The organism is Pseudaestuariivita atlantica (assembly GCF_001205715.1).
Classification (GTDB): domain Bacteria; phylum Pseudomonadota; class Alphaproteobacteria; order Rhodobacterales; family Rhodobacteraceae; genus Pseudaestuariivita; species Pseudaestuariivita atlantica.
In genome coordinates this window covers 190,540-215,821 of the sequence record NZ_AQQZ01000002.1, presented here as the reverse complement: position 1 = coordinate 215,821, position 25,282 = coordinate 190,540, and the positions used below count along the sequence as shown (strand labels likewise).

Annotated in this window: 32 protein-coding genes, 1 tRNA gene and 1 pseudogene; 17 read left to right on the top strand and 17 right to left on the bottom strand. The window is 63.7% G+C overall.

Annotation, left to right across the window (positions count from 1 at the left end; translation table 11 throughout):
* The first annotated feature begins 13 nt into the window (after positions 1-13).
* Positions 14-1,891: an OmpA family protein gene (locus ATO11_RS04520; protein ID WP_050529647.1), complete on the top strand. Its 1,878-nt coding sequence runs from the start codon at positions 14-16 to the stop codon at positions 1,889-1,891.
* Complete coding sequence (locus ATO11_RS04515; RefSeq protein ID WP_050529646.1) at positions 1,878-2,204, top strand: hypothetical protein; 327 nt, start codon at positions 1,878-1,880, stop codon at positions 2,202-2,204. Before ATO11_RS04520 ends, ATO11_RS04515 begins: the two co-directional genes overlap by 14 nt.
* 150 nt (positions 2,205-2,354) lie before the next feature.
* Here ATO11_RS04515 and ATO11_RS04510 read toward each other — a convergent pair whose 3' ends face one another.
* The 7 genes from ATO11_RS04510 to era form a co-directional block, all read right to left on the bottom strand.
* Positions 2,355-2,801, bottom strand: coding sequence for a molybdenum cofactor biosynthesis protein MoaE (locus ATO11_RS04510; protein WP_050529645.1), 447 nt, complete (start codon positions 2,799-2,801; stop codon positions 2,355-2,357).
* On the bottom strand, positions 2,801-3,046 hold the full coding sequence (moaD, locus tag ATO11_RS04505) for a molybdopterin converting factor subunit 1 (RefSeq protein ID WP_050529644.1): 246 nt from the start codon (positions 3,044-3,046) through the stop codon (positions 2,801-2,803). The genes ATO11_RS04510 and moaD overlap by 1 nt, the downstream gene beginning before the upstream one ends.
* Positions 3,046-3,711: a CDP-diacylglycerol--glycerol-3-phosphate 3-phosphatidyltransferase gene (gene pgsA / locus ATO11_RS04500; protein WP_050529643.1), complete on the bottom strand. Its 666-nt coding sequence runs from the start codon at positions 3,709-3,711 to the stop codon at positions 3,046-3,048. Before pgsA ends, moaD begins: the two co-directional genes overlap by 1 nt.
* A 61-nt stretch (positions 3,712-3,772) precedes the next feature.
* A complete protein-coding gene (recO, locus tag ATO11_RS04495) occupies positions 3,773-4,507 on the bottom strand; it encodes a DNA repair protein RecO (protein ID WP_050529642.1) in 735 nt (244 codons plus the stop codon).
* Between the two features lie 54 nt (positions 4,508-4,561).
* Positions 4,562-5,605, bottom strand: coding sequence for an AraC family transcriptional regulator (locus ATO11_RS04490; RefSeq protein ID WP_050529641.1), 1,044 nt, complete (start codon positions 5,603-5,605; stop codon positions 4,562-4,564).
* An 83-nt stretch (positions 5,606-5,688) separates the two neighbouring features.
* Positions 5,689-6,021 carry a DUF1491 family protein gene (locus ATO11_RS04485; RefSeq protein WP_050529640.1) on the bottom strand — a complete coding sequence of 111 codons (333 nt, stop codon included), beginning with the start codon at positions 6,019-6,021 and terminating at the stop codon, positions 5,689-5,691.
* A complete protein-coding gene (era, locus tag ATO11_RS04480) occupies positions 6,011-6,916 on the bottom strand; it encodes a GTPase Era (RefSeq protein WP_050529639.1) in 906 nt (301 codons plus the stop codon). Before era ends, ATO11_RS04485 begins: the two co-directional genes overlap by 11 nt.
* Before the next feature lie 237 nt (positions 6,917-7,153).
* On the opposite strand from era, the gene ATO11_RS04475 reads away from it, so the two are divergent.
* Positions 7,154-7,780, top strand: coding sequence for a hypothetical protein (locus ATO11_RS04475; RefSeq protein ID WP_134643067.1), 627 nt, complete (start codon positions 7,154-7,156; stop codon positions 7,778-7,780).
* An 8-nt stretch (positions 7,781-7,788) separates the two neighbouring features.
* Here ATO11_RS04475 and rnc read toward each other — a convergent pair whose 3' ends face one another.
* From rnc to folK, 10 genes are all read right to left on the bottom strand, one after another.
* The gene (gene rnc / locus ATO11_RS04470) at positions 7,789-8,469 is read right to left on the bottom strand and encodes a ribonuclease III (protein WP_050529637.1); all 681 of its coding nucleotides are present in this window, start codon (positions 8,467-8,469) and stop codon (positions 7,789-7,791) included.
* Positions 8,466-9,302, bottom strand: a complete 837-nt coding sequence (gene lepB, locus ATO11_RS04465) for a signal peptidase I (protein WP_050529636.1) — start codon at positions 9,300-9,302, stop codon at positions 8,466-8,468. Before lepB ends, rnc begins: the two co-directional genes overlap by 4 nt.
* A 61-nt stretch (positions 9,303-9,363) precedes the next feature.
* The gene (locus tag ATO11_RS04460) at positions 9,364-10,062 is read right to left on the bottom strand and encodes an RraA family protein (protein WP_050529635.1); all 699 of its coding nucleotides are present in this window, start codon (positions 10,060-10,062) and stop codon (positions 9,364-9,366) included.
* Between the two features lie 3 nt (positions 10,063-10,065).
* Complete coding sequence (gene acpS / locus ATO11_RS04455; RefSeq protein WP_050529634.1) at positions 10,066-10,470, bottom strand: holo-ACP synthase; 405 nt, start codon at positions 10,468-10,470, stop codon at positions 10,066-10,068.
* 22 nt (positions 10,471-10,492) lie between these two features.
* Positions 10,493-10,957: a hypothetical protein gene (locus ATO11_RS04450; protein ID WP_050529633.1), complete on the bottom strand. Its 465-nt coding sequence runs from the start codon at positions 10,955-10,957 to the stop codon at positions 10,493-10,495.
* Between the two features lie 240 nt (positions 10,958-11,197).
* Positions 11,198-11,950, bottom strand: a complete 753-nt coding sequence (locus ATO11_RS04445; protein WP_050529632.1) for a pyridoxine 5'-phosphate synthase — start codon at positions 11,948-11,950, stop codon at positions 11,198-11,200.
* A 67-nt stretch (positions 11,951-12,017) separates the two neighbouring features.
* Positions 12,018-12,704, bottom strand: coding sequence for a DUF2062 domain-containing protein (locus ATO11_RS04440; protein ID WP_050529631.1), 687 nt, complete (start codon positions 12,702-12,704; stop codon positions 12,018-12,020).
* Positions 12,705-12,732: 28 nt separating this feature from the next.
* Positions 12,733-14,868, bottom strand: coding sequence for a RelA/SpoT family protein (locus ATO11_RS04435; protein WP_050529630.1), 2,136 nt, complete (start codon positions 14,866-14,868; stop codon positions 12,733-12,735).
* A gap of 47 nt (positions 14,869-14,915) precedes the next feature.
* On the bottom strand, positions 14,916-15,269 hold the full coding sequence (gene rpoZ, locus ATO11_RS04430; RefSeq protein WP_050529629.1) for a DNA-directed RNA polymerase subunit omega: 354 nt from the start codon (positions 15,267-15,269) through the stop codon (positions 14,916-14,918).
* A gap of 85 nt (positions 15,270-15,354) precedes the next feature.
* Positions 15,355-15,915 (bottom strand): 2-amino-4-hydroxy-6-hydroxymethyldihydropteridine diphosphokinase, encoded by a 561-nt coding sequence (folK, locus tag ATO11_RS04425; protein ID WP_050529628.1) that lies wholly within the window; start codon positions 15,913-15,915, stop codon positions 15,355-15,357.
* 136 nt (positions 15,916-16,051) lie between these two features.
* On the opposite strand from folK, the gene ATO11_RS04420 reads away from it, so the two are divergent.
* The 14 genes and pseudogenes from ATO11_RS04420 (at position 16,052) to ATO11_RS04355 (ending at position 25,202) form a co-directional block, all read left to right on the top strand.
* A complete protein-coding gene (locus ATO11_RS04420) occupies positions 16,052-16,642 on the top strand; it encodes a LabA-like NYN domain-containing protein (protein ID WP_050529627.1) in 591 nt (196 codons plus the stop codon).
* Between the two features lie 60 nt (positions 16,643-16,702).
* A complete protein-coding gene (gene ispH / locus ATO11_RS04415) occupies positions 16,703-17,656 on the top strand; it encodes a 4-hydroxy-3-methylbut-2-enyl diphosphate reductase (RefSeq protein WP_050529626.1) in 954 nt (317 codons plus the stop codon).
* Positions 17,653-18,267: a LysE family translocator gene (locus ATO11_RS04410; RefSeq protein ID WP_050529625.1), complete on the top strand. Its 615-nt coding sequence runs from the start codon at positions 17,653-17,655 to the stop codon at positions 18,265-18,267. Before ispH ends, ATO11_RS04410 begins: the two co-directional genes overlap by 4 nt.
* Before the next feature lie 38 nt (positions 18,268-18,305).
* The gene (locus ATO11_RS04405; protein ID WP_050529624.1) at positions 18,306-18,761 is read left to right on the top strand and encodes a YdeI/OmpD-associated family protein; all 456 of its coding nucleotides are present in this window, start codon (positions 18,306-18,308) and stop codon (positions 18,759-18,761) included.
* 3 nt (positions 18,762-18,764) lie between these two features.
* On the top strand, positions 18,765-19,235 hold the full coding sequence (locus ATO11_RS04400) for a DUF3429 domain-containing protein (RefSeq protein WP_082176155.1): 471 nt from the start codon (positions 18,765-18,767) through the stop codon (positions 19,233-19,235).
* Complete coding sequence (locus ATO11_RS04395; RefSeq protein WP_050529622.1) at positions 19,232-19,828, top strand: class I SAM-dependent DNA methyltransferase; 597 nt, start codon at positions 19,232-19,234, stop codon at positions 19,826-19,828. The genes ATO11_RS04400 and ATO11_RS04395 overlap by 4 nt, the downstream gene beginning before the upstream one ends.
* The gene (gene rnhA / locus ATO11_RS04390) at positions 19,821-20,273 is read left to right on the top strand and encodes a ribonuclease HI (protein ID WP_050529621.1); all 453 of its coding nucleotides are present in this window, start codon (positions 19,821-19,823) and stop codon (positions 20,271-20,273) included. Before ATO11_RS04395 ends, rnhA begins: the two co-directional genes overlap by 8 nt.
* Before the next feature lie 91 nt (positions 20,274-20,364).
* Positions 20,365-20,439: transfer RNA gene (locus ATO11_RS04385), tRNA-Phe, on the top strand.
* 85 nt (positions 20,440-20,524) lie between these two features.
* Positions 20,525-20,815, top strand: a complete 291-nt coding sequence (locus tag ATO11_RS22525) for a helix-turn-helix transcriptional regulator (RefSeq protein ID WP_341271323.1) — start codon at positions 20,525-20,527, stop codon at positions 20,813-20,815.
* A gap of 99 nt (positions 20,816-20,914) precedes the next feature.
* Positions 20,915-21,310, top strand: coding sequence for a hypothetical protein (locus ATO11_RS22065; protein WP_165586924.1), 396 nt, complete (start codon positions 20,915-20,917; stop codon positions 21,308-21,310).
* Between the two features lie 19 nt (positions 21,311-21,329).
* Positions 21,330-21,743: pseudogene (locus ATO11_RS04375) on the top strand (IS3 family transposase); the annotation flags it as partial.
* A 282-nt stretch (positions 21,744-22,025) separates the two neighbouring features.
* Complete coding sequence (locus tag ATO11_RS04365) at positions 22,026-23,906, top strand: toll/interleukin-1 receptor domain-containing protein (RefSeq protein WP_082176154.1); 1,881 nt, start codon at positions 22,026-22,028, stop codon at positions 23,904-23,906.
* 18 nt (positions 23,907-23,924) lie between these two features.
* Positions 23,925-24,788, top strand: coding sequence for a hypothetical protein (locus ATO11_RS04360; RefSeq protein WP_134643066.1), 864 nt, complete (start codon positions 23,925-23,927; stop codon positions 24,786-24,788).
* A gap of 24 nt (positions 24,789-24,812) precedes the next feature.
* Positions 24,813-25,202 (top strand): hypothetical protein, encoded by a 390-nt coding sequence (locus ATO11_RS04355; RefSeq protein WP_050529617.1) that lies wholly within the window; start codon positions 24,813-24,815, stop codon positions 25,200-25,202.
* The last annotated feature ends 80 nt before the right edge of the window (positions 25,203-25,282 follow it).

The window sequence follows — 25,282 nt, the reverse complement described above, 5'->3', positions numbered from 1 at the left end:
GTCACTCACCTCGATGCGACTGTCCTCTGTCCTGCTGACCGCCGGCATCTTCATCCTTGCCGGTGCGCTATGCGTGCTCGCGGCGGTGTTTGCCGTCCGGATGGTCGAGGACAATTCACGCCTCGCCGTGATCCGCGTGCTGGGAGAGGCGAACATCAACTGGGCCGACGCCGATACCGACGGCCTGCAGGTCTTCGTCATCGGCACCGCCCCGACCGAAGCCGCCCGCTTCCGCGCCCTGTCGACGGCGGGCACCGTGGTCGATGCCGCCCGCGTGATCGACCAGATGACCATCGCCGAAGCGGACGACATCGCGCCGCCCCGCTTCTCGATCGAGATCCTGCGCAACGAGGCGGGTATCTCGCTGATCGGCCTTGTCCCGGCTTCCACCGACCGTGACGAACTGGTCAACCGCGTGGACCGCCTGACGCGCGGGACCACCGTGTCGGACCTTCTGGAAAGCGCCGATTTCCCGACGCCGGATGGCTGGGAGGCCGCGCTCGATTTCTCGACGCTGGCCCTGCAACTCCTCCCCCGCTCCAAGATCTCGGTCGAGGCCGGTCAGGTATCGCTCACCGCGATGACCGACAGCGCCGAGGCCCGCGTGCGGCTCGAAGAGGAACTGATGCGCAAGCTGCCGGGCGAGGTGGAGCTGGAACTGAACCTCTCCGCCCCCCGCCCGGTGATCACGCCCTTCACCCTGCGCTTCGTGAAAGACAGCGACGGCGCCCGGTTCGATGCCTGTTCCGCCGACGAGGAAGACGCCCGCGACCGCATCCTCGCCGCAGCCCGGCGCGCCGGCGTGCCCGAGGACACGACCTGCACCATCGGCCTCGGCGTGCCGACGCGCAAATGGTCCGAAGCCGCCGCCAAGTCCATCGCGGCAACCGACGAGTTGGGAGGCGGCACGCTGACCCTGTCAGACGCGGATATCGCGCTGATCGCGCTTGAAGGCACCGACCAGGCGCTGTTCGACCGTGTCGTGGGCGAACTGGAAAACTCGCTACCTGACGTCTTCGCCCTGAAAGCCGTCCTGCCCAAGACCCCCGAGGCAAGCGCCGAAGGCCCGCCCGAATTCCTCGCCATCCTCAGCCCCGAGGGCGCCGTGCAGCTGCGTGGCCGCGTCGCCGGCGAAATCGCCCGCCAGACGGTCGACAGCTTCGCCAAGGCGCGGTTCGGCTCCACCGCCGTGCGCACCGCCGCCCGCGTCGACGACACGCTGCCCGCCGAATGGTCGATCCGCGTCCTCGCCGGGCTCGAAGTCCTGACCCACCTCAACAACGGCGCCGTGACCGTCACGCCGGACGAGGTCGCCGTGCGCGGCATCACCGGCAGCCAGACCGCCACTGCCGATATCAGCCGCCTCCTGTCGGAAAAGCTGGGCGAGGCGCAGGACTTCGCGATCGACGTCTCCTACGACAAGAAACTGGACCCCGTCCTCGGCCTGCCCACGCCCGAGGAATGCGAGGCCCAGATCGCGGACGTGATGGCCGAAACCAAGATCACCTTCCAGCCGGGCTCGGCCGATATCGACACCGGCTCCGAAACCGTGATGGACGAAATCGCCGCGATCCTGCGCCGCTGCGAGGACATCGCCTTCGAAATCGGCGGCCACAGCGACAACCAGGGCCGCGACTCGATGAACCTCGAACTCAGCCAGGCCCGCGCCGAAACCGTCCTGAACGAATTGCGCGACCGCCGCATCCTGACGGCCAGCTTCATCGCCAAGGGCTACGGCGAAACCACCCCCATCGCCGATAACGGCACCGAGGAAGGCCGCGAGGCCAACCGCCGGATCGAATTCAGGCTGATCGCCGAGGCACCGGCCGAAGACGCGGACGACACCGCCGCCGCCGCTGAAGAAGAGGACACATCGAATGAACAGAACTGAGTTCATCATCGCCACCGCGGTGATCCTGATGGTCGCCTTCTGCATGGGCTGGTTCGCCAACTGGTTGCTGCACCGCTTCACCCGCGTCTCGAAATCCGACGTCTCCGAACTGGAACGCATGAGCCAGGAACTGCACGACGCCGAGGAAACCCGCGACCAGGCCATCACCTACCTGCAACAGCGCGAAGCCGAACTCACCAACCAGCTCACCCAGACCGAAGCGGAACTGAGCGCGGCGATGGAAGGCCTGCGCGACGCGCGCCACGAGGCGGAAGAACTGCGCATGTATGTCGAACGCATGCAGAACGCCTGACCAGACACCGCTTCTTCTCTTTGAAAATATGTCCGCCGGAGGCACCCGGACCCATCCGCCCGCGTATCCGCCCGACACCAATTGGCGCTCCGCCCGCCACGCGCACTAGGATAAAGCGCGCCGCAGGCGCTCGATCAGGTCACGGCCGGCTCACCAGCGATCGAGGGCGGCCTCGTCGTCGTCCTTCGCCGCAACCCACGTCGCGCCGCCATCCGCGCGGTGTTCCTTCTTCCAGAACGGCGCGCGGGACTTGAGGTAGTCCATCAGGAAATCCGCCGCCTCGAAGGCCGCAGCGCGGTGGGCAGCGGCGGTTGCGACCATCATGATCGGCGCGCCCGGCTCCAGCCGCCCGAACCGGTGGATGACCAGCGCATCGGCAAGGTCCCAGCGGTCCATCGCCGTCTGCACGATGCCGGTGATCGCGCGTTCGGTCATGCCGGGGTAATGCTCGATTTCCATGGCCATGATCGGGTCGTCCTCAAGCGACCGGACGACGCCGGTGAAGGTCACGACCGCACCGATGTCGCTGCGCCCCGCCGCAAAGGCACTTGCCTCGGCGCCGGCGTCGAACGGCTCGGGCTGCACGACAACGCGCATCAGCCGCCCGTCATCGGCGGGAAGAACGCAACCTCCCGCACACCGGCAAGCGAGGCGTCGAAATCCGCGAGGTCCTGGTCAAGTGCGACGCGCACCGCGGTCAAGTCGGCAAAGGCCGCCGCATACCGCGCGTCCCGTGCCGACAGTTCGGCGACAAGATCGGCCACCGTGGCCGCTTGCGTCTCGACGCTTTCACGCGGGACGCCGATCCGCTCCCGCACCCATGCGAAATAGACCACGTCCATCAGCGTCCCTCCTTCAGGTGGGGGATCGCCTTGCGCAGGTAATCATACCCGGTGATCGCGGTCAGGGCGGCCGCGATCCACAACAGGGTCAGCCCCACGTCACCCGACCATTGCATCCCCGCGACCTTCCATTGCAGGCCAAGGACGTCCTCTTCTTCCCCGTTCAGGATCGCGTCGACCATCGCGGCATCCATGCCGAACACGCTCATGCCCACGTAATGCTCGAACACGCCCTGCAGGAACAGAACCGCGATCGCGATCATCTGCACGGTCGTCTTCCACTTGGCGAGCTTCGTCACCTTGAGCGTCCCCGCCACGTCGCCGAGGTATTCGCGCAGGCCCGACACGAACACCTCGCGGAACAGGATCACGGTTGTCGGCAGGACAAGCCATGGCGAATAGGACGAATAGCCCACGATCACCATCAGCGCGATCACCACCATCGCCTTGTCGGCAATCGGGTCCAGCATCGCGCCCAGCTTGGTTTCCTGCTTCCACGACCGGGCAAGGTAGCCGTCGAACCAGTCGGTGACCGCCGCGCCGACGAACAGGATCAGCGCGCACCAATCCGCGATGGGCCGAGCGAAATACAGAAACATCACCGCCACGCCCGGCGCCGCGATGAGGCGCAGGAGGGTCAGGATATTGGGAAGCGTCCAGGTCATGCCGCCTGACTACCCCGCTTTGCCGGTCGGTAAAAGATGTCTCCGCCGGGGCACCGCTTCCTCATAACCCGTCCACCCGCCGGGCAAAGTGGCTGACGAAGCGCGCCCGCGCCTCGGGCAGGGGCCGGTTGCCAAGGTCGTGCGCAAGAACGTTGGTCAGGAAATGGCCGGTGACCTGGAACGCCTGCAACACCTCGGCATCCTCGCCGTCCCCGTCGCCGCGCAGGATGGGCGGCAGCGGCAAAAGGCGCGACGCCCATTCCCCGGCACCCGATGCCGACACCGCCCGGCCCGTGCGCGGGGAGACATAGATGAGATCGCGGCTCGATCCGGTCACCGCGCACCGCGCCAGATCAAGGGCGAAACCCGTCTCTTCCAGCAATGCAACCTCCCACTTCAGATAGGCCAGCGGCCAGAGGTCGGGCTGGTCGAGCAGGTCCAGAAGGCGTTCGGTGCGCGCATACAGCGCCGGGTGCGCTTCGCGTTCGGCCAGCGCGAAGGACAGAAGCGCGCAAACCGCGTTCAGACCGGCAAGCGCCAGCCGGTGGCCCATCGCCGCCGCGGCACGCGACCGGACGGGTTCGACCGTGTAGGTGCCGATATGGTCTTCGAGACGCGCGCGCCACGCCACGTCCAGCTGCGCACCCGGTTGCAGGACCGGAGCGATCTTGCGGCTGGTCGCGCCCCGCAGGACCCCGGCATGGCGGCCGTGGTCGGGCGTGAAGACATCAAGGATGGCCGAGCTTTCGCCGTGCCGCCGAAGCCCCAGCAATATCCCCTGATCGCGCCATTCCATGTCTCAGACATGGCCCGCAGCGCGGCGCGCGACAAGCCCTGCCATGCGGCGCGATCAGGCGACGTCGGTCGACCGGGTCATGAAGGCGGGCGGCGTCATCACGACGCTGTCGTCGGCCGCCACGGCAGGGGCCGGATCGACGGGCAGAACGTGAAGATCCGCCGTGGCGAGATCGGCCTCGGGCCGTGCCGGTCGGCGCAGGCGTGACGGGGCCATGCCGAAATCCCGGCGGAACGCGCGGGAGAAGGCGGCAGCACTGGAATAGCCATAGGTCTGCGCGGCGGCCTCGACGCTCAACTCGCCATCCTTGATGCGGTGCGCCGCAAGGATCATGCGCCAGTGGTTCAGGTACGCCATCGGCGTCTGGCCCACCATCTCTCCGAACCGCCGCGCGAAGGTGGCGCGCGCCAGCCCCGCGCTCAACGACATGGTGCGCAGGGTCCAGTTGTCGCCGGGATGGGCATGAATGTCGTCCAGCATCTGCGCGATGCCGGGATCGGTCAGACCCTTCAGCCAGGACGGCGGCAGGTCGGTGCCATGCGCCTCGACCCAGACCCGCAGCGTCAGCGCCAGCAGGCTGTCGAGAAGACGCGGCAGCACCAGCCCCGCGCCGGTCCCCGACGCCGCCGCTTCGGTCCGGATCAGTTCGACCAGCAGGTGCAGTTGCGGGTTCTTCGCGATCTGGTCGGCGCGCAGGATCATCGGTTCGGGCAACGCCGCGAGGATCGAACCCGGCGCGACCATGTCCTGCGAATAGGACACCGTCATCACCGTCGCGGTCGGGCCCATATGGGTCTGCAACAGCGCGGCGTTGCGGTCGAGCGCGCGGGACAGCGTCAGCGCGCGGCTTTCGGGATGGTCCGACAGGATATGCGCCGCGCCCGACGGGATCAGGACAAGATCACCCGAGGCCAGCCGTTCGGGCAGGTGCCCGCCGCAGCGCAGGCAGCATCCGCCATCGGCCACGAGGTGCAGTGTTGCGCAGGGGGTATCCGGCTTTTCCTCGAACAAGACGCCCCAAGGCAGGGCGAAAGAGCCGAGGCATTCGATTCGGCCCGTCAGGCGCGCGGCGGAAAAGATCGAGGTCAATGCATCCATAACGAATCGTACCCAGAACAAATTATCCTTGGATTATCGGCAAATTTCCGCTGAGTGACAAATGTCGAACGTCTCAAAGTCAGTTATTCCAGACCTTCTGCCTCAAGAAGATGCCGTCCGGCGCGGTCTTCGACCTCGATCACCCAGAGGTCGGGGTCGAACTGCCGCTGCTTGCGAATCGAGTCGTCGACCTCCGCTTCGTCGCCCGAGACCAGCGTGGCCCAGACGCGGTCGCCGGTGGCGAGGTCGAAACTGCGCGTGAAGGCCTCTGCCTTGCCATCAAGTGTGTTGAGTTTGACCAGAACCGCGCCGCCGGTGTCGTCGCCATGGGCGGTGACGAAGGCAGGAATGTCCGACAGGCGCAGGCGCGCAAGGTAGGCGTCCACCCAGAAACGCGCGGTCAGCCTAGGAGCCATCGCGGAAATCGAGGCCCATCTCGGAATACCGCGCGGCCTCTTCCAGCCAGCCGGACCGGACCTTGACCTGCAGGAACAGGTGCACCTTGCGCCCAAGGAATTCGGACAGCTCCTCGCGCGCGGCCTTGGACACGGCCTTGATCGTTTCGCCCTTGTGACCCAGCACGATGCCCTTGTGCCCGTCGCGCGTGACATAGATCACCTGGTCGACGCGGGCCGAACCATCGTCCCGTTCCTCCCAGCTTTCGGTCTCGACCGTCAGTTGGTACGGCAATTCCTGGTGCAGGCGCAGCGTCAGCTTTTCGCGGGTCATCTCTGCCGCGATCATCCGCAGGGGCAGATCGGCGATCTGGTCCTCGGGATACAGCCACGGGCCTTCCGGCATCTGTTCGGCCAGCCATGCCTTGAGATCGGCGGCGCCATGCCCCTTCTCGGCCGAGATCATGAAGGTGTTGGCAAAGTCGAACCGGTCGTTGAGGTCCTTCGACAGCGCAAGCAACGTGTCGGCCTTCACGCGGTCGATCTTGTTGATGGCCAGCGCGACGGTGCGACCCTTGCCGATCTCGGCCAGCCGTTCGAGGATCGCCTCGACCCCCCTGGTCACGCCGCGATGCGCTTCGACCATCAGGACGACCACGTCGGCATCCGCGGCCCCGCCCCACGCCGCGGCCACCATCGCGCGGTCGAGCCGGCGGCGCGGTTCGAACAGGCCGGGCGTGTCGACGAAGACGATCTGCGCCTCACCTTCCAGCGCGACGCCGCGGATGCGCGCGCGCGTGGTCTGCACCTTGTGGGTCACGATCGACACCTTCGCGCCCACCATCCAGTTGGTGAGCGTGGACTTGCCCGCATTGGGCTCTCCGATCAGGGCAACGAATCCGGCGCGGGTTGTCATGTACGTTCCTTTGGCGATGCGGCGGGGTAACGGATTTTGCCAGACTTGGAAAGCCGACACGATTTCGGCCTGATTTCGCCTTTTTCGCGGGATCCGGAACCAATTCCGTCAAGATCGGGGTAATTTTGACCAAACATGTTCAAACCCGCGTTCTTGCTGCCGAAAATTTCATCTTATGCACAAATTACTGCACGAATCGGTGTCTAGGCAGGCTCGTGACATCTGGGGAGATGACACATGCAGAACGAAACACTCACTAAAACCGCCCGACTGTACCACGATGCCTGGTGCGCGCCCGATCCTCGAACGATGATGCGCGCCACCGGGACAGACCTGCGACCGGATGCGCGCGAAAATGACTGCGGGACACGCGAAGAGGGCGACAGCATGGCTGTCGCCCTCTGCCGTTCCGGCACCGGCTTTTTCGACCTGGTCGCGGAGAGTGAAGCAGAGCTCGCCCGCGCCATCCTCATCATCATGGAAACCGTGCCGGTCACCGCTGTTGGCTGGCTCGAACCGCATATGGTGGTCGACCGGGACACGTTCCGTGCGATCCTCGAACCGCCCGCCGCGCCCTGCCCGCAACGCCCCCGGCCATCGGGTCGCCGCCGGCCCCGCCCGACGCGGCGTGCCGCGCTGCGCATGTGCGCCGATCAGCGCGCCGAGATCAGCGACGAGGTTCTGCGCCACGGCTTCGTGACCGAAGCCGAGCGCGTCGAACTCGCCCGCCTGCGCAAGGAACTGGGACTGCCCGCGCATCAGCACCGCGCGGCATGCCACGTGATCGCGTCCACCGCTGCGGTGATCGCGCTGAACGCAACACAGGCCGCGGCCGGCGTACTGGCCTACCTGCCCACTTTCTGAAGACTGTCTCAGGCCTCGACTGCGGCCAGAAGCGCTTTTGCGGCAAGTTGCTGCGCGTCCCGCTTGGACCGTGCCTGCGCCTGCGCCGCCTGACCAGAGGCCAGCCGCGCCTCGACCGTAAACAGCGGCGCATGATCGGGGCCATCCCGACCGACATCCACGTAATCGGGAGGCGGCAGCTTGCGGGCCTGCGCCCATTCCTGAAGCGCGGTCTTGGCATCGCGCGCGTCCGCTTCCACCGACAGGATCCGACCTCCCCACAGCCGCAGGATCAGCGCCTGCGCCGCGGCAAAGCCCGCATCGCGATAGACCGCCGCGATCACCGCCTCCATCGCATCGCCCAGAAGCGCCTGCTTGCGCCGCCCGCCGGTCATCATCTCGGACCGGCCGAGTTTGAGCGCGGCACCAAGGTCGATCTCGCGCGCGACGGCGGCGCAGGTCTCTTTCCGCACGAGCGCGTTGAAACGCGGGGCAAGCTGGCCTTCGGTGGCGTCCGGGTCGGCCTCCAGCAGCGCTTCGGCCATGACGAGGCCCAGCACGCGGTCACCGAGGAATTCCAGACGCTGGTAATCGCCGCGGGTCGGGGAGCCGACCGAGGAATGCGTCAGCGCCCGGACCAGTAGCGCGGGATCGGCGAACCGGTGGCCAAGGCGGTCCTCGAAGGCGCGTGTCTCTGCCGACAGCTTCACTCGATCCTCTTGAAGAACCGGTCACCCCGCCAGGTCCAGAAGAACAGCATCGACGCGCCCGCAGACGAGAACATCACGCGTTCAGCGCGGCCGACGAGGTTTTCGTAAGGCACGTAGCCCACGCCACCGAACTGCTGCGGCACGCGGCTGTCGGACGAGTTGTCGCGGTTGTCGCCCATGAAGAAATACATGCCTTCGGGGATAGTGTAGACGGGCGTGTTGTCCGAGGGCTGTGTGCGCACGTTCAGGATCGAATGGGTGTGCCCGCCGGGCAGCGTTTCGATGAACTTTTCCTTGATGCAATCCGCGCCTTCGCCCACGGGACCGTTGGCACAGGCCTGTCCCGTGCGGCGCGAGATGATGCGCGGTTCGACGAAGGTGCCATCCGGACTGACCTCGACCGGGGTGCCGTTGATCGACACGACCCCGTCATTCACCTGCACCGTCTCTCCCGGCAACCCGATCAGGCGCTTGATGAAGTCGCGGCCGGTGACGGGGTGGCGGAAGACAACGACATCGCCGCGCTCGGGCTCACCGCCCCAGTAGCGCCCGCCATCGTCCTTCTTGAGAAAGCCGCAGATGTCCTCGGCATCGATATTGATGCCGAAGCGGGGGATGATGACCGACGGGCAAGAGGCATAGCTGTAGCCATAGGCCATCTTGTTCACGAACAGGAAGTCACCGATCAGCAGCGTGTCCTTCATCGACCCCGACGGGATCCAGAACGGCTGGTAGAAAAGCGACCGGAACACGCCCGCGATCAGCAACGCGTAGACGATCGTCTTGATCGTCTCGATAACGGCATTGCCCTTTTTCTGCTCGGCCTTGGCCATGGCGTGCCCCTTTGTCAAATAATGCGCGCTACATCGCCGGGGCGGGTGCGGGTGTCAATGGTCACACCCGTTTGACGTCATCCGAGCGCAGGAATTCGGCGATGCCCTCGGGCACGGTCAGCCCTTCGTCGCGCACGCGGGCATCGAGCGCGTCTTCGAGCGCCCGAACCTCTTTCACCCGCACGGCGACGGCGTCTATTTCCTCGAACGGCACGATCACGACGCCGTCGCGGTCGGCAACCACGAGATCGCCGGGCCCGATGCGCTGGCCCGCCATGGTCATCGGCAGGCCGGTGCGGCCCGGTCCGTTGTCGTGGGGCGTGGCGGGTGTCAGCCCGGTGGCCCAGACCGGCAGGCCGACTTCGGCCAGCCCATCCGCATCCCGCACCGGCCCGTCCGTCACGATCCCGACACCGCCCGCGTTGCGGAACATGCCCGCCACCCTGTCCCCTACGGCGGCCATGCCCTGCCCGCCCGAGACCGAGATCACCAGAACGTCGCCCGGTTGCGCGCAGGCCAGCGCGGCCAGCGTCGCGACGATGGCGCCGGGCGGGTTTTCGGCGGGCAGCGCGGCCCCCACCACATGGCGCGGCACGTGATCCTCGACCAGGACCGGGCTGATCGCCCCGTCAAGCACGCCCCGCCCCATCATCGCGTCGGACACGATGCTGGCGGGCACGCTTTCGAAGGCGGCGATCTGCGCCGGCGTCGGGCGCGGCCAGTCTTCGCGCAGGGTCAGCTTGGGGGGATGTTCGATCATGGGTCACTCCGTCACGGGCCGGGCCTCGATCAGCACGAAGGCCTGCGCCCACGGGTGATCGTCGGTCAATGTGACATGCACGATAGCCTCGTGCCCCGGCGGCGTCATCTGTTCCAACCGCTCGGCGGCCCAGCCCGTCAGGTGCATCACCGGCTGGCCGGTGGACAGGTTGCTGACGGCCATGTCCTTCCACGCGATCCCCATGCGCAACCCGGTGCCCAGCGCCTTGGAGCAGGCCTCTTTCGCGGCCCAGCGCTTGGCATAGGTGCCGGGCGTGTCGGCGCGGCGTTCGGCCTTGCGCTGCTCGACCTCGGTAAAGACGCGGTTGCGGAAGCGGTCCCCGAACCGGTCGAGCGTGCGCGCGATCCGGTCGATATTGGCAAGGTCGGTGCCGATGCCGAGGATCATGGACGGACCCGCAGACGCATGATCAGTCAGGCGGGTTCAGCACGGTGTCGATCTCACCGGTCGACTGGTTGAGCGTGAAGGACAGCATCATGTTGTCGAACATCGCGGTCGCCGGGTTGTAGACCTGCACCGGCACGTCGAACAGAAGGCCGACCGCCGGATCATATCCCGTCTGCATCGCGTCCCAGTAGACGCCCGCGAAACCGGTCGACCATGTATGGCTGATAATCCGGCATTGCCGGCTGCCCAGTTCGTCGCGTGGCGGCGACAAAAGGTGCAGGTGGAACGCGCCCGCCGCCGGTTCGATCCGGTCAAGCAGCGTCAGCCGCGTCTGGCCGTTGGCGAAGGTGCGGGTGTGTTCCTCCCACGGTTCGACGATGGCCTGCGCGGTGCCTTCCCAAAGGCAATCCTGAATGACCTGCGCATGGGTGGCGAACGGTACGTATGAAAGGAGGGCAACCGCCCCGATCTTGAACGCGTACTTCATGGAAAAGGGACTCTTCGGAAGAAACATGGCCCAAGCATATCGGTCTGCGCCCGGCCCGTAAACGGGTGGGGAGGCGGGTGCAGCAGCGGCGCTCCTACACCCGCGGTCATGTTCAGAGAACGAACTGAAGGATGGCCAGGACGATTACGACCAGGCCGACCAGATAGATGATGTTGCGCATGGGATGTTCCTTCGAGAGTTGTGCTGTCACAACCCCGGACGTCCCCGGCGGTTCCCCGTCTAGCCCGCGCGCGCGGCGTCCATGGCCTCTCGCATCTGGGAGATCGCGGGGCCAAGGCCGCGGAAGATCGCCTCGCCGATCAGGAAATGCCCGATGTTCAGCTCCACCACCTGCGGGATCGCGGCGACCGGGCCGACATCGTCATAGGTCAGCCCGTGGCCCGCATGAACTTCGAGCCCTAGGTCGTGGGCATAGGCCGCCATGTCGACCATCGCGGCGAGTTCGGCGTCGCGTTTGGCCATGTCGCCCTCGGCAAAGGCATCGCAATAGGCGCCGGTATGCAACTCGATCACCTGCGCACCGATGCGATGCGCGGCGGTGATCTGGTCGCGGTCGGCGGCGATGAAGATCGACACCCGGCAGCCAGCCTCCCGCAGGGGTGCAATGTAATGCGCAAGGCGATTGTCGTCGCGCACGACGTCGAGCCCGCCTTCGGTCGTCCGTTCCTCGCGCTTTTCGGGCACAATGCAGACCGCGTGCGGCACGTGGCGCAAGGCGATCTCCTGCATCTCGGGCGTCGCGGCCATCTCGAAATTCAGCGGCACGGTCAGCGCGTCCATCAGCGCCTCGATATCGGCGTCGCGGATGTGGCGGCGGTCTTCGCGCAGGTGGGCGGTAATACCGTCGGCGCCCGCCTCCTGCGCCATGATCGCTGCGCGGGTCGGATCGGGAACGGCACCGCCGCGCGCGTTGCGGACGGTCGCGACGTGATCGATGTTGACGCCAAGGCGCAGGGGGCCGACGGGCTGCATGCTGGTTCTCCTATCGCGGGTCAGGCCAGAGTGTAGACCGCGCCCGCGGTTTTCAAAATCGGGTGGTTCACCTGTCGGACCGTTCGCCCTCTGCCTTGGCCTTGGCGGCCTCTGCTTCGGCCTTGGCGGCGGCGCGGCGTTCGCGCAGGGCTTCGAATTTCTCCTTCAACAGCCCCTTGCGGCGTTTCTTGTAGGCCCGGATCACGGGGATCGACAGGTAATAGCCGATCGTGGCCACGACGATCCCCGGCAGGATGCCCCCGATGAGGTAGGGAAAGAAGACCTCCTGGTAGAACACGCCCAGGGCTGTCCAGTCCGCGGTCGCGTCCGTGAAGGGTGCCGTGATGTTGTGCCAGAGGTCCTCACCCGCCTTGACGAACTTGCGGCCGATCGATCCATCGATCCGGTCCTCGGGCCGGATGCCCAGAAGCGCATAGCCCGTGTGCAACGAGATGACGCCGATCGGGACATAGGTCAGCGGGTTGCCGAAGAACGTCGCCAGCATCGCGGCAAGGATATTGCCGCGCATCACCATGGCGATGGCACCCGCGACGATGAAATGCAGGCCATAGAACGGCGTGAAGGTCGTGAACAGGCCCGCCCAGATGCCACGGCTGATGCGTTCGGGGCTGTCAGGCAGACGGCGGAGACGGTGCTTGACGTATTGCGCCGCGCGGGTCCAGCCGCCCTTGGGCCAGATCAGCTCAAGAGCCCAGCGGCCCCAGCTTTTCCTGTCGCGGCGCTTGAACACCATGCGTGGTCTTGCTCCCTTCCTGTGCGCGTCAGGCCGCCGCGCCGGGCAGAATCCGGCCCGGATCGCGATGGCGGCCGATCTCTGCCACGTGGTCCTCGGCCTCGAGCGTCGAGATCAGGGAATGGAGATGCTGGGCGTCGCTGAGTTCGACGGTCATCATCAGGCGGAAGAAATCGGGTTTGCGGTCTACGAATTGCAAGTCCGAGATATTCGCCATCCGCTCGCCGATCAATGTGCAAACGCGTCCCAGGACGCCGGCATCGTTGCCGATCACCAGGTCGAGCGTGACGGAATAGATCGCCGGGTGCCGGCCTTCCTGCCAGTGCAGGTCCAGCCAGCGCGACGGCTGGTCGTCGAACCGTTCCAGCGTGTCGCAGTCGATGGCATGCACGACAACGCCCCGCCCGCGCACGGTGATGCCGACGATCCGTTCGCCGGGCAGAGGCTGGCAGCAATCGGCCCGTTCGAACGCCTGGCCCGGTTCAAGCCCGATGACCGCGCGGCTGGCCGCGATCTCTTCACCCGCCTCGGCGACAAGTTCGGGATATACGGCGGCGACGATCTGCGCCGCCGTCAACTCGCCCGATCCGACGCGACCAAGGAGGTCGTCGATCTCCTTGATCCGCAAGGTCCGCGCGGCGGTTTGCAGCACCTTGTCGGTCAGCTTCTTGTTGATGTTCTGGAAGGCCGAGCGGACGACCTCGCGCCCCAGCTTGGCGAATTTCTCGCGGTCCACCTCGCGCAGCGCCTTGCGGATGGCCGAGCGCGCCTTGCCGGTGGTCGCGATGTCGAGCCACGTGGCCTGAGGCACCTGCCCGTCGGCGGTGATGATCTGCACCGACTGCCCGTTCTTGATCCGCGTCCACAAGGGCACGCGGATGCCGTCGATCTTGCCCCCCACACAGCCCGCGCCGATCCGGGTGTGGATGGCATAGGCAAAGTCGAGAGGCGTCGCCCCGCGCGGCAGTTTCACAACGTCGCCCTTGGGCGTGAAGCAGAACACCTGGTCGGAATACATCTCGAGCTTCACGGCTTCGAGGAATTCCTCGTGATCGTCCTCGGGATCGAAGGTCTCGGTCAGCTGTGCGATCCACTTGGCGGGATCGACGGCGAACGGGTTCTCGGACCGGACGCCATCGCGGTACGACCAGTGCGCCGCCACGCCGGTTTCGGCCACGTCGTGCATCTGGCGGGTGCGGATCTGCACCTCGACCCGCTTGCCGTCCCGGCCCGACACCGTGGTGTGGATCGAGCGGTAGCCGTTCGACTTGGGCTGGCTGATATAATCCTTGAACCGACCGGGCACCGCGCGCCAGCGGCGGTGGATCGTGCCCAGCACCTGGTAGCAGTCTTCTTCCGTCTCGGTGATGATGCGGAACCCGTAGATGTCGCTGAGGCGGGAGAAGCCAAGGCCCTTCTCCTCCATCTTGCGCCAGATGGAATAGGGTTTCTTGGCGCGGCCGAACACCTCGGCCTCGATGCCCGCCTTTTCCAGTTCGGCGCGCATGTCACCGGTGATCTTCTGCATCACGTCGCCGGTTTCGCGCTGAAGCGTGATGAAGCGGCGGATGATCGAATTGCGCGCCTCGGGGTTCATGACGCGGAAGCTGAGATCCTCCAGCTCTTCGCGCATCCACTGCATACCCATGCGACCGGCAAGGGGCGCGTAGATCTCCATCGTCTCGCGCGCCTTCTGGGCCTGCTTCTCGGGCCGCATCGCGCGGATCGTGCGCATGTTGTGCAGCCGGTCGGCCAGCTTCACGAGGATCACGCGCATGTCCTTGGACATGGCGATGAACAGCTTGCGGAAGTTCTCGGCCTGCTTCGTCTCGGACGACGACAGCTGCAGGTTGGTCAGCTTGGTGACACCATCCACGAGGTCGGCGATTTCCGACCCGAACCGGTCGGCGATCTCGGAATAGGTCGAGCGCGTGTCCTCGATCGTGTCGTGCAGAAGCGCGGTGATGATCGTCGCGTCGTCAAGATGCTGCTGGGTCAGGATCGCGGCGACGGCGACCGGATGCGTGAAATAGGGCTCGCCCGACTGGCGGAACTGCCCTTCGTGCATCTCTTTGCCATAGGCGTAGGCGTCCGCGATCAGGGTCGCGTTCGTCTTGGGGTTATAGGTGCGAACCAGAGCAAGGAGGTCATCGACCGAGATCATCCGCCCTGGCCCTCACGCCAAAAGCGGGGCGTGCGTCGCGGCCCCGCTTACCCCCGTTCCTGCGCTTGCATCAGCTGGCGCAGCAGGTTTTCCTCGCTCATGTCGCCCTCGGCCGGCTTGTCCGGTTCCGAGCCCATGAGCAGCGCCATCGAGTCCTCTTCGGGCTCGTCCACCTCGATCTGGGTCTGGTTCGACTCGATCAGGCGTTCGCGCAGTTCCTCGACCGACTGGGTCTCTTCCGCGATCTCGCGCAGGGACACGACGGGGTTCTTGTCGTTGTCACGCTCGACGGTGATCGGGGCACCCGCGGAAATCTCGCGCGCGCGGTGCGCGGCAAGCATGACCAGCTCGAACCGGTTCGGCACTTTGTCAACGCAATCTTCGACCGTCACACGGGCCATCGGGAAACTCCTGTTCGCTCCTCGGGGTGAGAGGTGTCAGATAGAACCATATCTGCGGATTTACAAGCCAAACCCGCGTGATCCGTCACAGGGGAACAACTTGTGATTTGTCGTCGGGATCGAGCCGCCCCGCCATCTGGGAAACGGTGATATCCAGCACGGGATGACGCCAATCAGCGGCAATATCCATCAAGGGAACCACCACGAAGGCGCGCTCGTGCAGGCGGGGATGCGGCAGGATCAGGTGATCCGGCGTGTGATTCGGCTGTTCGGCGGGCGGAATTTGCATCCAGCGGCCCACGACAGCGGAATCCGGCACGACTTCGTGACCCAACGTCAACAAATCAAGGTCCAGCGTGCGTGCACCCCAGCGGGCAAGGCGTTCGCGGTCGTGATCCGCCTCGATCCGGTGCAACACGTCCAGCAACGATCGCGCGTCGCCTGACCACATGCCCGAGCATGTTGCATTTATGTAATCAGGCCCGGCACCTGCGGGGAAAGCCGGCGTGCGGTAGAACCGGCTGATCGCCGTCAGCCGCACACCCGATCCGGCCAGCCTTTCAAGGGCGGATGCGCAGATTTCCACTGAATTTTCGGCGCCATTCGGCAGGTTGGACCCCAGCGCGATGAGGAATTCTTGATCCATGCTCAACCCTCGGTTACCCTTTTGATGTGTATTGTATCTTGCGAGGATTTATACCAAGCCCTAGCTTCTGCTGAGGACCGCCGACTTTTCACACTCACTCACGGACAGGCGGGACTCCATTTCGGAAGGACATTTGATGTTTTACAAAGACGAACGGCTCGCGCTGTTCATCGATGGGTCGAACCTGTACGCCGCGGCCAAGGCGCTCGGGTTTGATATCGACTACAAGCTACTGCGTCAGGAGTTCGTGCGCCGCGGCAAGATGCTGCGCGCCTTCTACTACACCGCGCTTCTCGAAAACGACGAGTATTCACCGATCCGTCCCCTCGTGGACTGGCTGCACTACAACGGCTTCACCATGGTGACGAAGCCGGCCAAGGAATACACCGACAGCCAGGGCCGCCGGAAGGTCAAGGGCAACATGGATATCGAGCTTACGGTCGATGCCATGGAGCTGGCACCGCGGGTCGATCATATCGTGCTGTTTTCGGGCGACGGGGATTTCCGCCCGCTGGTGGAAAGCCTGCAGCGCCAGGGCGTGCGCGTTTCGGTCGTGTCGACCATCCGGTCGCAACCGCCGATGATCGCGGACGAACTGCGCCGTCAAGCCGACAACTTCATCGAACTCGACGAGCTGAAGGACGTGATCGGACGTCCGCCGCGCGAACAGCAATACAGCGATCGCGGTGATCGCGACCGCGAACCGCAGGCAGCGGCCGGGGCCTGACCCAAGCCGCTGGCGCCCTGCCGGACTTTCCACTAATCAGGTGGATGCCGGAGGAGTGCCATGTCGAAACCTGACCTGACGATTCATCTTGCCGCACCGCGAGGGTTCTGCGCGGGCGTTGATCGTGCGATCAAGATCGTGGAGATGGCGCTCGACAAATGGGGCGCGCCCGTCTTTGTCCGCCACGAGATCGTGCACAACAAGTTCGTGGTGGACGGCCTGCGCGAAAAGGGCGCGGTGTTCGTCGAGGAACTGGACGAGTGCCCGCCGGACCGGCCCGTGATCTTTTCCGCCCATGGCGTTCCCAAATCGGTGCCCGCCGCCGCCGAGGCGCGGGAGATGGTGTATGTCGACGCGACCTGCCCGCTGGTCAGCAAGGTCCATATCGAGGCGCAGCGCCACGCCGATAATGGCCTGCAGATGGTGATGATCGGCCATGCGGGCCATCCCGAAACCATCGGCACGATGGGACAGCTGCCCGAGGGCGAGGTCCTGCTTGTCGAAACCGTCGAGGACGTGGCCACGCTTGACGTGCGCGACCCGGCACGACTGGCCTATGTCACCCAGACCACGCTGAGCGTCGACGACACCGCCGACATCGTCGCCGCCCTGCAGGAGCGTTTCCCCGCGATCCAGGGACCGCACAAGGAAGACATCTGCTACGCCACCACAAACCGCCAGGAAGCGGTAAAGGCGATGGCGCCCGAATGCGATGCCTTGCTGGTCGTCGGCGCGCCCAATTCGTCGAATTCCAAGCGGCTGGTCGAAGTCGGTGCGCGGGCGGGCTGCGCCTATGCCCAGTTGGTCCAGCGCGCCGGGGACATCGACTGGCGCGCGCTGGACGGCATCCGCTCGGTCGGCATCACGGCGGGGGCAAGCGCGCCCGAAGTGCTGGTCAATGAGGTGATCGACGCGTTCCGCGACCGCTTTGACGTGACCGTGAAACCGGTCGTCACGGCCGAGGAAAACGTCGAATTCAAGGTGCCCCGCGTCCTGCGGATGGCCACGGCATGATTTCGGCGCAGTTCCTGCTGACGGCGTTCGTGGTCGTGATCGCGCCGGGCACCGGGGTGCTTTACACGCTGGCGCTCGGGCTTGGGCAGGGACGGCGCGCGGCGATCGCCGCCGCCTTGGGCTGCACCTTCGGGATCGTGCCGCACCTTGCGGCGGCGACGCTGGGCCTTGCCGCCGTGCTGCATACCAGCGCGCTTTTGTTCAACATCGTCAAGTTCGCGGGCGTGGCGTACCTGTTGTACCTCGCATGGGGCGCGCTGAAGGAAACGGGCGGGCTGTCCATCGCCCCGCGCCGCACCTCGGACGGGTGGGCGCGGATCGCGACGCGCGGGGCGCTCATCAACGTGCTCAACCCAAAACTGTCGATCTTCTTCCTTGCGCTCCTGCCGCCGTTCCTGTCCGGCGCGCCGGATCGCGCGGCGCTGGAGATGGCGACGCTGGGCGCGGTTTTCATGGCGATGACTTTCGGTGTCTTCGTCGTCTACGGCCTGTTCGCCGCGGCGATGCGGCGCTGGATCCTCGGATCGGAGCGCGTGATGACATGGCTCAACCGGTCCTTCGCGGCGGTCTTTGCCGGGCTGGCTGGACGGCTGGCGCTGGAACGCGCCTGACCCTTGCCAGCGCGGCCTGCCGCCACACCTGTCACCCCATGACCGGCTACGTCACCTTCACCGCGCGGATCGTCCCGATGGAATGGGGCGACAGCACCTATACCGTGCTGCCCCTGCCCGACGACGTGCGCGCCGCACTTGGCCCGGCCAAGCGGGTGGAGGGAGAGATCAACGAGCATCCCGTCAACCTCGCCGTCACCAGGGCCCCGGTGCTGGACATGCCGTTCCTCTGGACGGGGAAATCCCTTCTGGACGAGATCGGCATCGCGCCGGGCGACGAGGTGGAGGTGCGCCTGCGCCCGGCCGATCCCGACGCGGTCGACGTACCGCGGGACGTGACGCTCGCCCTGCGGAGCGCCGGCGTGACCGACGCATGGGACGCGCTGACCCCCGGCAAACGCCGCGGCTTGCTTCACACGGTGAAGACGGCGAAAAGGGCGGAGACCCGCGCGCGGCGCATCCATGCGCTGATCGCCCAACTGACCGAAGGATGATGGATGCCCGTACCCCGCACCGCTCTTGTCCTGACATGGGCCGGGATGCTGCCCTTCGTGCTGGCGGCCATCCTGCGCCTTGCCCCTGATCCTGCCGCGCCTCCGGGACATTTCGGCCTGCTCTACCCGACGGATGCCATCGCGATCCTCGCGGCTTACGGGGCCGTCATCCTGTGCTTCATGTCGGGCGTCCTGTGGGGGTTCGCCGCGCAAGGACCCTCCCCCCGCGCACCTTTGGCATACGTGCTGTCCGTGATCCCCGCCCTCGCCGTCTTTTTCCTTGCGACGCAACACATCCTCGGCGCGCCGTCCAACACTGACGCGCTCTTCTGGCTGATGCTGTTCTTCCCCGGCCTGCTGATCCTCGACTGGCTGTTCCGCCGCTGGGCGCTAGCACCGGATTGGTGGCTTCGCTTGCGTGTGCCGCCGACGATCGTTGCGACGATCAGCTGCGCCATCGGATGGGCGGTATGAGCGACCGTGAAACCATCGCCGTCTACGACGCCCGCGCGCAGGACTACGCGGACCGGTTCGGCACCGATGCGCCCGGTGGCGCGCTGCGGCGGTTCATGGACCTGTTGCCGGAAGGCGGACGTGTCCTCGACCTCGGCTGCGGCCCCGGCCATTCCGCCGCGCACCTGGCGCAGGCGGGTTTCGTCGTCGATGCAACCGACGCCTCTGCCGGGATGGCCCGCCTCGCCGCCGCCCAGCCGGGCGTGTCCGCGCGGCAAGCCCGGTTCGAGGACCTGACAGCCACGGCACTCTATGACGGCATCTGGGCCAACTTCGCCCTCCTCCATGCGCCGCGCGATCAGATGGACGGTCACCTCGCCGCCATCGCCACCGCACTTCGGCTCCGCGGCGTGCTCCACATCGGCATGAAGACCGGCGACGGCACCGCGCGCGATCCCATCGGCCGCAGGTACACGTATTACACCCCGGACGACCTGCGCTCGCGGCTCGACCGAGCCGGGTTCGACATCGTGGGCGAGGAAACCGGCAGCGACACCGGCCTTGCCGGGACAAACGATCCGTGGATCATCCTCAGGGCGCGCCTGCGTGGCTGAACTCTTCGCCTATACGGACGGCGCGTGCTCGGGCAATCCCGGCCCCGGCGGGTGGGGCGTCCTGCTGCGCGCCATGGACGGAGAGACCGTCGTCAAGGAACGCGAGTTGAGCGGCGGCGCGGCCGAAACCACGAACAACCAGATGGAATTGCTCGCCGCCATTTCCGCACTCGAGGCCCTGTCCCGCCCCTCCAGGCTGACGGTGGTGACCGACAGCGCCTACGTGAAAAACGGTGTCACAAGCTGGATCCACGGCTGGAAGCGCAACGGTTGGCGGACGGCGTCGAAGAAGCAGGTCAAGAACGCCGAGCTGTGGCAACGCCTCGACGAGGCCGCAAGCCGCCACGAGGTGACATGGGAATGGGTAAAGGGCCATGCCGGCCACCCCGAAAACGAACGCGCTGACGCGCTCGCCCGCGCGGGCATGGCCCCCTTCAAGAGCTGACGCCTCAGGCATTCGAAATCGGTGTTATGCCTCTGGACACCGGTCGGACGCTCGCCTAGAACGCACGCACCCAACGGCCAGCCGTTCCCGTGCCCGGGTAGCTCAGGGGTAGAGCAGTGGATTGAAAATCCTCGTGTCGGTGGTTCGATTCCGCCCCCGGGCACCATTATTAAAACAAAACACAATGAAATCATGGTGCTGCAGAATCTGGCGGTTTTCAGGCCACCTTTTGGGCCACCTCGCCGACAGCGATGCGGTGGCGTTGTATGTTCCGCTATGGGTCCGCTATTCTAAAACTCCTCGGACCGTGGGCAACCGCAACCGGGGCATCGCGATGCTCCTTATCTCAAGGAGACATTGTGATGAGGATACTGTCGAAACGCGAACTGAAGGAGTTGGTCTTGTATTCACCGCAACACGTCGCGCGATTGGAGAAGGCGGGTCAGTTTCCCAAGCGGGTACAACTCGGTCCCAATCGTGTTGGCTGGATTGAGGATGAGGTGCTGGACTGGCTGCGAATTCGGGTAGAGTTGCGAAAGTAACCGCACAAACTCCGAACAGAGCGATGGCGGCTCGGGTTGGCCAAAATCCCGGGTCGCCATTTTGATTGGGTGTGATACGAGAAGTGGGTAATAAAGAGAGTGCTGACGGTGGGCGCAAAAGAAACGATAAGAAAAGAATTCGGCTGTACCAATTTGGCGGCTGGAGAGTTGCTTGCTAAGTCGAAGTCACTTTCGGACGCATTTCTTAAGTTGCGTAATGCTTATAGCACAGACCTGCTGAGTGAGGCTGATGGCGGGGTCCGTCGATCCATCTGCGACTGGCAACATGGAAGCCATCTGCCGCAACTGCGCCCACGTCATTTTGGAACACGATCACTACCGTTAAATGCGCATGCCGGCTTTGCCCCTTTCCGGCACAACTTTGTGTTCCGCCAACTCGAAGGGCTGCCGTCAGATTTCGCCACCGGTTGGCACTTTGCCGACGATCGAGCCGCCAATCCATTTCCGTTGTCTAACGCGAACTGGCCAGGGTGACCGAGGAGCGCGACATCCTAAAGTCGTTGGCTGGTCCGCCCAGTCCCGAATGACCACGGACCTGGTCCTGCAGGCCCTGTTGATGGCCGTCTGGCGACGCAAGCCAACGGACCGGGTCACGGTGCACTCCGACCAAGGTTCGCAGTTCACCAGCCGGGAGTGGCAGATGTTCCTACATCAGCACAATCTGTAACCGAGCATGAGCCGGCGCGGAAACTGCCATGACAATGCCGTTGCAGAAAGCTTCTTCCAGCTCCTGAAGCGGGAGCGCATCCGGCGACGAACATATCCGACCCGCGACGACACGCGGCGAGACGTGTTCGAATACATTGAGCTGTTCTACAACCCGAAGCGCAAGCACACGAACAACGGCATGCCGTCGCCCGTTGACTATGAGATCAGGCAGCAGGAACTGAACCAGGCAGGTGTCTAGGAAACTAGGGGCACCTCAATCTGCAGCTGCCGGATGGCATCCACGCGGGACATTCCCTGTCCGCACAGCACCTCAACCTCCCGTAACTTCATGACAATCTCTTCCGGCTTGTGGCGTTTGATCCCCATCTTTGATCCTCCGTTTCCTAACTATAGGGGCGGACCACTTCAGTGGGGGAGGATCAGAAGCCTTGAGCCGGTTGTAGAGATAATTGGTCCTTTCACGTATTGAACGTAGGAAGCAATTTTCTTACGCTGAGGACGCGCAGATAAATTATTTCGAATGTCTCAAATATTCATCTCATATCCCCGGTCACATTTTGCGGCAATAAAGCCCGTGATTGACTACATGCGTACCAGAGGCGCGTCGGTCTGGTATGATGGGGATGTCGTTGTTGGCAATTTCGAAGACCAGATCATGGAAGCGATCGATGCCTGTAAGGCATTTGTCGCATTCATAACGGAGGCCAGTGTCGCAGCCGGAAGCACAGGCTGGGTTGAAAGAGAAATCAGCTACGCGCGAGACAGCCGAAAGCCGTACATCTATCCTTGCATAATTGGTGATTTCCAGCTGCCGCAGTCTCTCGACCGGTCGATTTCGTCCCTGCAGCAAGGTGCGTTGGAGGAAGGTAGCAACTACCTTGAGAATGAAGCGTTCAAAAAACAAATTGACTTCCTGATCGACGTCGCATGTCAGGGTGCAAGCGAATCTTCACGTCCTGTTCCCGTTGGGGCAACCCCGGCAGAATGGTTCACGCACGAGCGCAGTGTCAAGGCGGAGGCGTTGGCATTAACGGTTGCGTGCCTTGAATACGCGCATGCGTCGGCAGTTCTGACCGTTGCAAAGTCGCTGGAAGCTGCTTTTGAAGTAAAGCTCCGGCCTTTGACCGAGGAAGAAGCGAAAGCCCAACCCAGGTCTATCAGCGCCGCGACGCAATCCGCGATGTTGAGTGAAGTTGCGGCGGAACGCGTAAGCCTGCCTGATCCGTGGACAGGTAAGAACGAAAATGTGGTGCGTTTCAAGGATCGGAATTGGCGCCATGGACTTCTGAGTCATGTGTGGCTTGAACTTGATGAGGTTCGCGAAGTCTTTCTTGCGTGGATTTCCAACCTTCTGATTCAAAAAGACACCGCCGAGTTTGGTCTTTACATTTCGCGAACTCTGGGAACGTTCGCCTTGCTGGATTTTCGCGGATTAGAGATAAACGTGCTGGACCATTGGCTGGATCCCGAGCGCGGCTTGGACCTCCATCATGTGCGCGCGTGCGCCACAATCATGGCTGTCGCCGCGGAAGACAAATCCAACACGCCTCAGATCGAAGCCCAGTTAATTCGGCTGCTTTCATCTCGCCGAAACCGTTTGGCGGCTCGACAGGCAGCTTTGATTATTGCCTTGGGACCACTGGGTTTGCGCCGACCAAAAATCGCAATGGAAGTCCTGCGCAGGCTAGACCGACAGACATTTGCGAATGATGCGTTGCTTGAGGTTTTCCTGCGGACGGATGCGATTTACGGTGCCAAGAAGGACGATGAGCGTGACATCGACGTAAGCGAAATGCAGGAGGCTGTCGCATCGGAAGAGGCCAGTGAAAGCGCAGGCGGCGTTCAGGAGACCCTCGAAACAATGGAAGACCGGCTCGAACCGGTAGCGGTAAGCGCGCTTCCGGCTGCGGAATTCCTCGCGGAGTTGGCGGATTGGGCAGATGCCAAGGTGGATGGCAAGCCTGGCCTCATCAAGCGGCAGACGCCACTTGCCGCGTTGTTTTTTGCCATGCAGCGAATGCCGTTGTTGACATCCAAACGCTCCAATCGATTGACGCTTGAGGACCTCACTTCCGACATTGCTGATAAGTGGCCCGGCCTGATCGATAGATTGATACGGGCGTTTGTTCGCGCTGCTCTTGCGAGGCCCTTGAACGAAAGCCGGTACGTGCCGAAGCGGCATATGCAGGAGGCAATGCGTCTTTTCGCTCGTGAACGTGACATGATCCGCAAGAATGGTGGTGCACTGCCAGACCGTGATCCATACCTTTGGTTTGCTGCGAAACTTTACGCCGCGTTTTTGCCCTACGGTGATGACACGGCTGCACTCGTGCTGGAGCGCAGTTCAGCGTACCTTTTAGACAAAGACATTGCCGCGATCCGAAGCGGTTTACCGCTGTGATAGCAAAGGGAACCCGAAATGAGCGTGCTTATTCAGACCTATGATAGTTTTGCGAGCCTACCAAAGGACAAGCGCGGCTGGGTATGTGTTGCAAAAACGAAGCGTGATTTCGTCACTCTCGGATCCCCGCCGCGCTTGACCATGGGGGAACGATTGCTCGGTGGCTACGGCCCGTTTTACCTGATAAATACCGGTCCATTGAACATGACACGGAGTTGCGAGGCCAGATCACGTTCCGGTCAACTTGAATTCAAAGTGAGACTGGACGTTGATTTCCAACTCGAACCGGATGCCGCCATCGAAGCCATCGAGGCATCCGACCCCATCGGGTCTTTCGTTTTTCGCCCACTGATACTTGAGGCCCAGGAGCTTAGTGAGACCTTCGAAATCACTAATGACAGGGATTATCAAGCTGCCCTCAAAAACAGGCTTGACCCGGTCAACAACATTACTGCGTCATATCGACCGTTCCAATTGATCCGGTTACGCGTCCGTGTGGATCCTCCTCGGGAAGTCACTTCGAAAGACGAGCATTGGGCGATTCTTCAGAATATTGATTCCGATTTGATCGTGGCGGAACGCCGCGGCGACAGCGAAACAGCAAAACGACTGCGCGCGGCGAAAGCGGCCATGAAGGAACTACGTGGCGATCAGAGCGGCGCCGTGCTCGCTGCCGGTATGGATATTGTCGAGATGCGCAAGCTTGTCACGGCAATGGAAGATGCAGGCTTCTCACGCGATGATCCGGTTGTTCGGCAATACCTTGAGAAGATCGAGGACTACAGCTGTCAGGGCAAACCAGTTGTGCAAGATGGGAGGCGATCAATTGGCAGCGCTGACCAGAAAGAAATCCAAGATCAAGAAGATGATGACTGGAACTAAGTCTTCGGCGCGGAGTGAATTTTCTTGCTAGGTTTTCTGCTCCCTGACGCGATCAACGCACAGTTCTACGAAATTGTTCGGAACCTGCACTATGCGTGGCACTGGATCGGAATGGCGATTTTTGCAGCGTGCTATTACGCGCTGATCGGTTTCATCATATATTTTTCCACCCTGCGCATAGACGCACGGGTGTCCTTCGCGCGTAGAAAGGCGGGGCATATCCCCGGGCCTGTCTTGCATGCGATATCTCCCGTCGCTTGGTGGCTGTTTATCAGTTTTTCTGCGCTTGGCGCTCTGTTTGTCGCAAGCGCAACGCTCTACACGATCGGAGCTCGCACCGGACTTGGCCAATCCGAGGCCTACACCGGAATCCATGCAATTTCGCGGAGTGTTTATCAATTTATGCGTCCGTGAGGCGCTCAAAAAAAAATCCTGCAAAACCTATTGACAGAATCGCCGATATTTAAAAGCTTGTCAATTATAGGGAGTTGATT

Coding starts and splice junctions, on each gene's coding strand:
- ATO11_RS04520 (WP_050529647.1), top strand. CDS start 14: ATGCGACTGTCCTCTGTCCTGCTGACCGCCGGCATCTTCATCCTTGCC.
- ATO11_RS04515 (WP_050529646.1), top strand. CDS start 1,878: ATGAACAGAACTGAGTTCATCATCGCCACCGCGGTGATCCTGATGGTC.
- ATO11_RS04510 (WP_050529645.1), bottom strand. CDS start 2,801: ATGCGCGTTGTCGTGCAGCCCGAGCCGTTCGACGCCGGCGCCGAGGCA.
- moaD (WP_050529644.1), bottom strand. CDS start 3,046: ATGGACGTGGTCTATTTCGCATGGGTGCGGGAGCGGATCGGCGTCCCG.
- pgsA (WP_050529643.1), bottom strand. CDS start 3,711: ATGACCTGGACGCTTCCCAATATCCTGACCCTCCTGCGCCTCATCGCG.
- recO (WP_050529642.1), bottom strand. CDS start 4,507: ATGGAATGGCGCGATCAGGGGATATTGCTGGGGCTTCGGCGGCACGGC.
- ATO11_RS04490 (WP_050529641.1), bottom strand. CDS start 5,605: ATGGATGCATTGACCTCGATCTTTTCCGCCGCGCGCCTGACGGGCCGA.
- ATO11_RS04485 (WP_050529640.1), bottom strand. CDS start 6,021: ATGGCTCCTAGGCTGACCGCGCGTTTCTGGGTGGACGCCTACCTTGCG.
- era (WP_050529639.1), bottom strand. CDS start 6,916: ATGACAACCCGCGCCGGATTCGTTGCCCTGATCGGAGAGCCCAATGCG.
- ATO11_RS04475 (WP_134643067.1), top strand. CDS start 7,154: ATGCAGAACGAAACACTCACTAAAACCGCCCGACTGTACCACGATGCC.
- lepB (WP_050529636.1), bottom strand. CDS start 9,302: ATGGCCAAGGCCGAGCAGAAAAAGGGCAATGCCGTTATCGAGACGATC.
- ATO11_RS04460 (WP_050529635.1), bottom strand. CDS start 10,062: ATGATCGAACATCCCCCCAAGCTGACCCTGCGCGAAGACTGGCCGCGC.
- acpS (WP_050529634.1), bottom strand. CDS start 10,470: ATGATCCTCGGCATCGGCACCGACCTTGCCAATATCGACCGGATCGCG.
- ATO11_RS04450 (WP_050529633.1), bottom strand. CDS start 10,957: ATGAAGTACGCGTTCAAGATCGGGGCGGTTGCCCTCCTTTCATACGTA.
- ATO11_RS04445 (WP_050529632.1), bottom strand. CDS start 11,950: ATGCAGCCCGTCGGCCCCCTGCGCCTTGGCGTCAACATCGATCACGTC.
- ATO11_RS04440 (WP_050529631.1), bottom strand. CDS start 12,704: ATGGTGTTCAAGCGCCGCGACAGGAAAAGCTGGGGCCGCTGGGCTCTT.
- ATO11_RS04435 (WP_050529630.1), bottom strand. CDS start 14,868: ATGATCTCGGTCGATGACCTCCTTGCTCTGGTTCGCACCTATAACCCC.
- rpoZ (WP_050529629.1), bottom strand. CDS start 15,269: ATGGCCCGTGTGACGGTCGAAGATTGCGTTGACAAAGTGCCGAACCGG.
- folK (WP_050529628.1), bottom strand. CDS start 15,915: ATGGATCAAGAATTCCTCATCGCGCTGGGGTCCAACCTGCCGAATGGC.
- ATO11_RS04420 (WP_050529627.1), top strand. CDS start 16,052: ATGTTTTACAAAGACGAACGGCTCGCGCTGTTCATCGATGGGTCGAAC.
- ispH (WP_050529626.1), top strand. CDS start 16,703: ATGTCGAAACCTGACCTGACGATTCATCTTGCCGCACCGCGAGGGTTC.
- ATO11_RS04410 (WP_050529625.1), top strand. CDS start 17,653: ATGATTTCGGCGCAGTTCCTGCTGACGGCGTTCGTGGTCGTGATCGCG.
- ATO11_RS04405 (WP_050529624.1), top strand. CDS start 18,306: ATGACCGGCTACGTCACCTTCACCGCGCGGATCGTCCCGATGGAATGG.
- ATO11_RS04400 (WP_082176155.1), top strand. CDS start 18,765: ATGCCCGTACCCCGCACCGCTCTTGTCCTGACATGGGCCGGGATGCTG.
- ATO11_RS04395 (WP_050529622.1), top strand. CDS start 19,232: ATGAGCGACCGTGAAACCATCGCCGTCTACGACGCCCGCGCGCAGGAC.
- ATO11_RS22525 (WP_341271323.1), top strand. CDS start 20,525: ATGCGGTGGCGTTGTATGTTCCGCTATGGGTCCGCTATTCTAAAACTC.
- ATO11_RS04365 (WP_082176154.1), top strand. CDS start 22,026: ATGTCTCAAATATTCATCTCATATCCCCGGTCACATTTTGCGGCAATA.
- ATO11_RS04360 (WP_134643066.1), top strand. CDS start 23,925: ATGAGCGTGCTTATTCAGACCTATGATAGTTTTGCGAGCCTACCAAAG.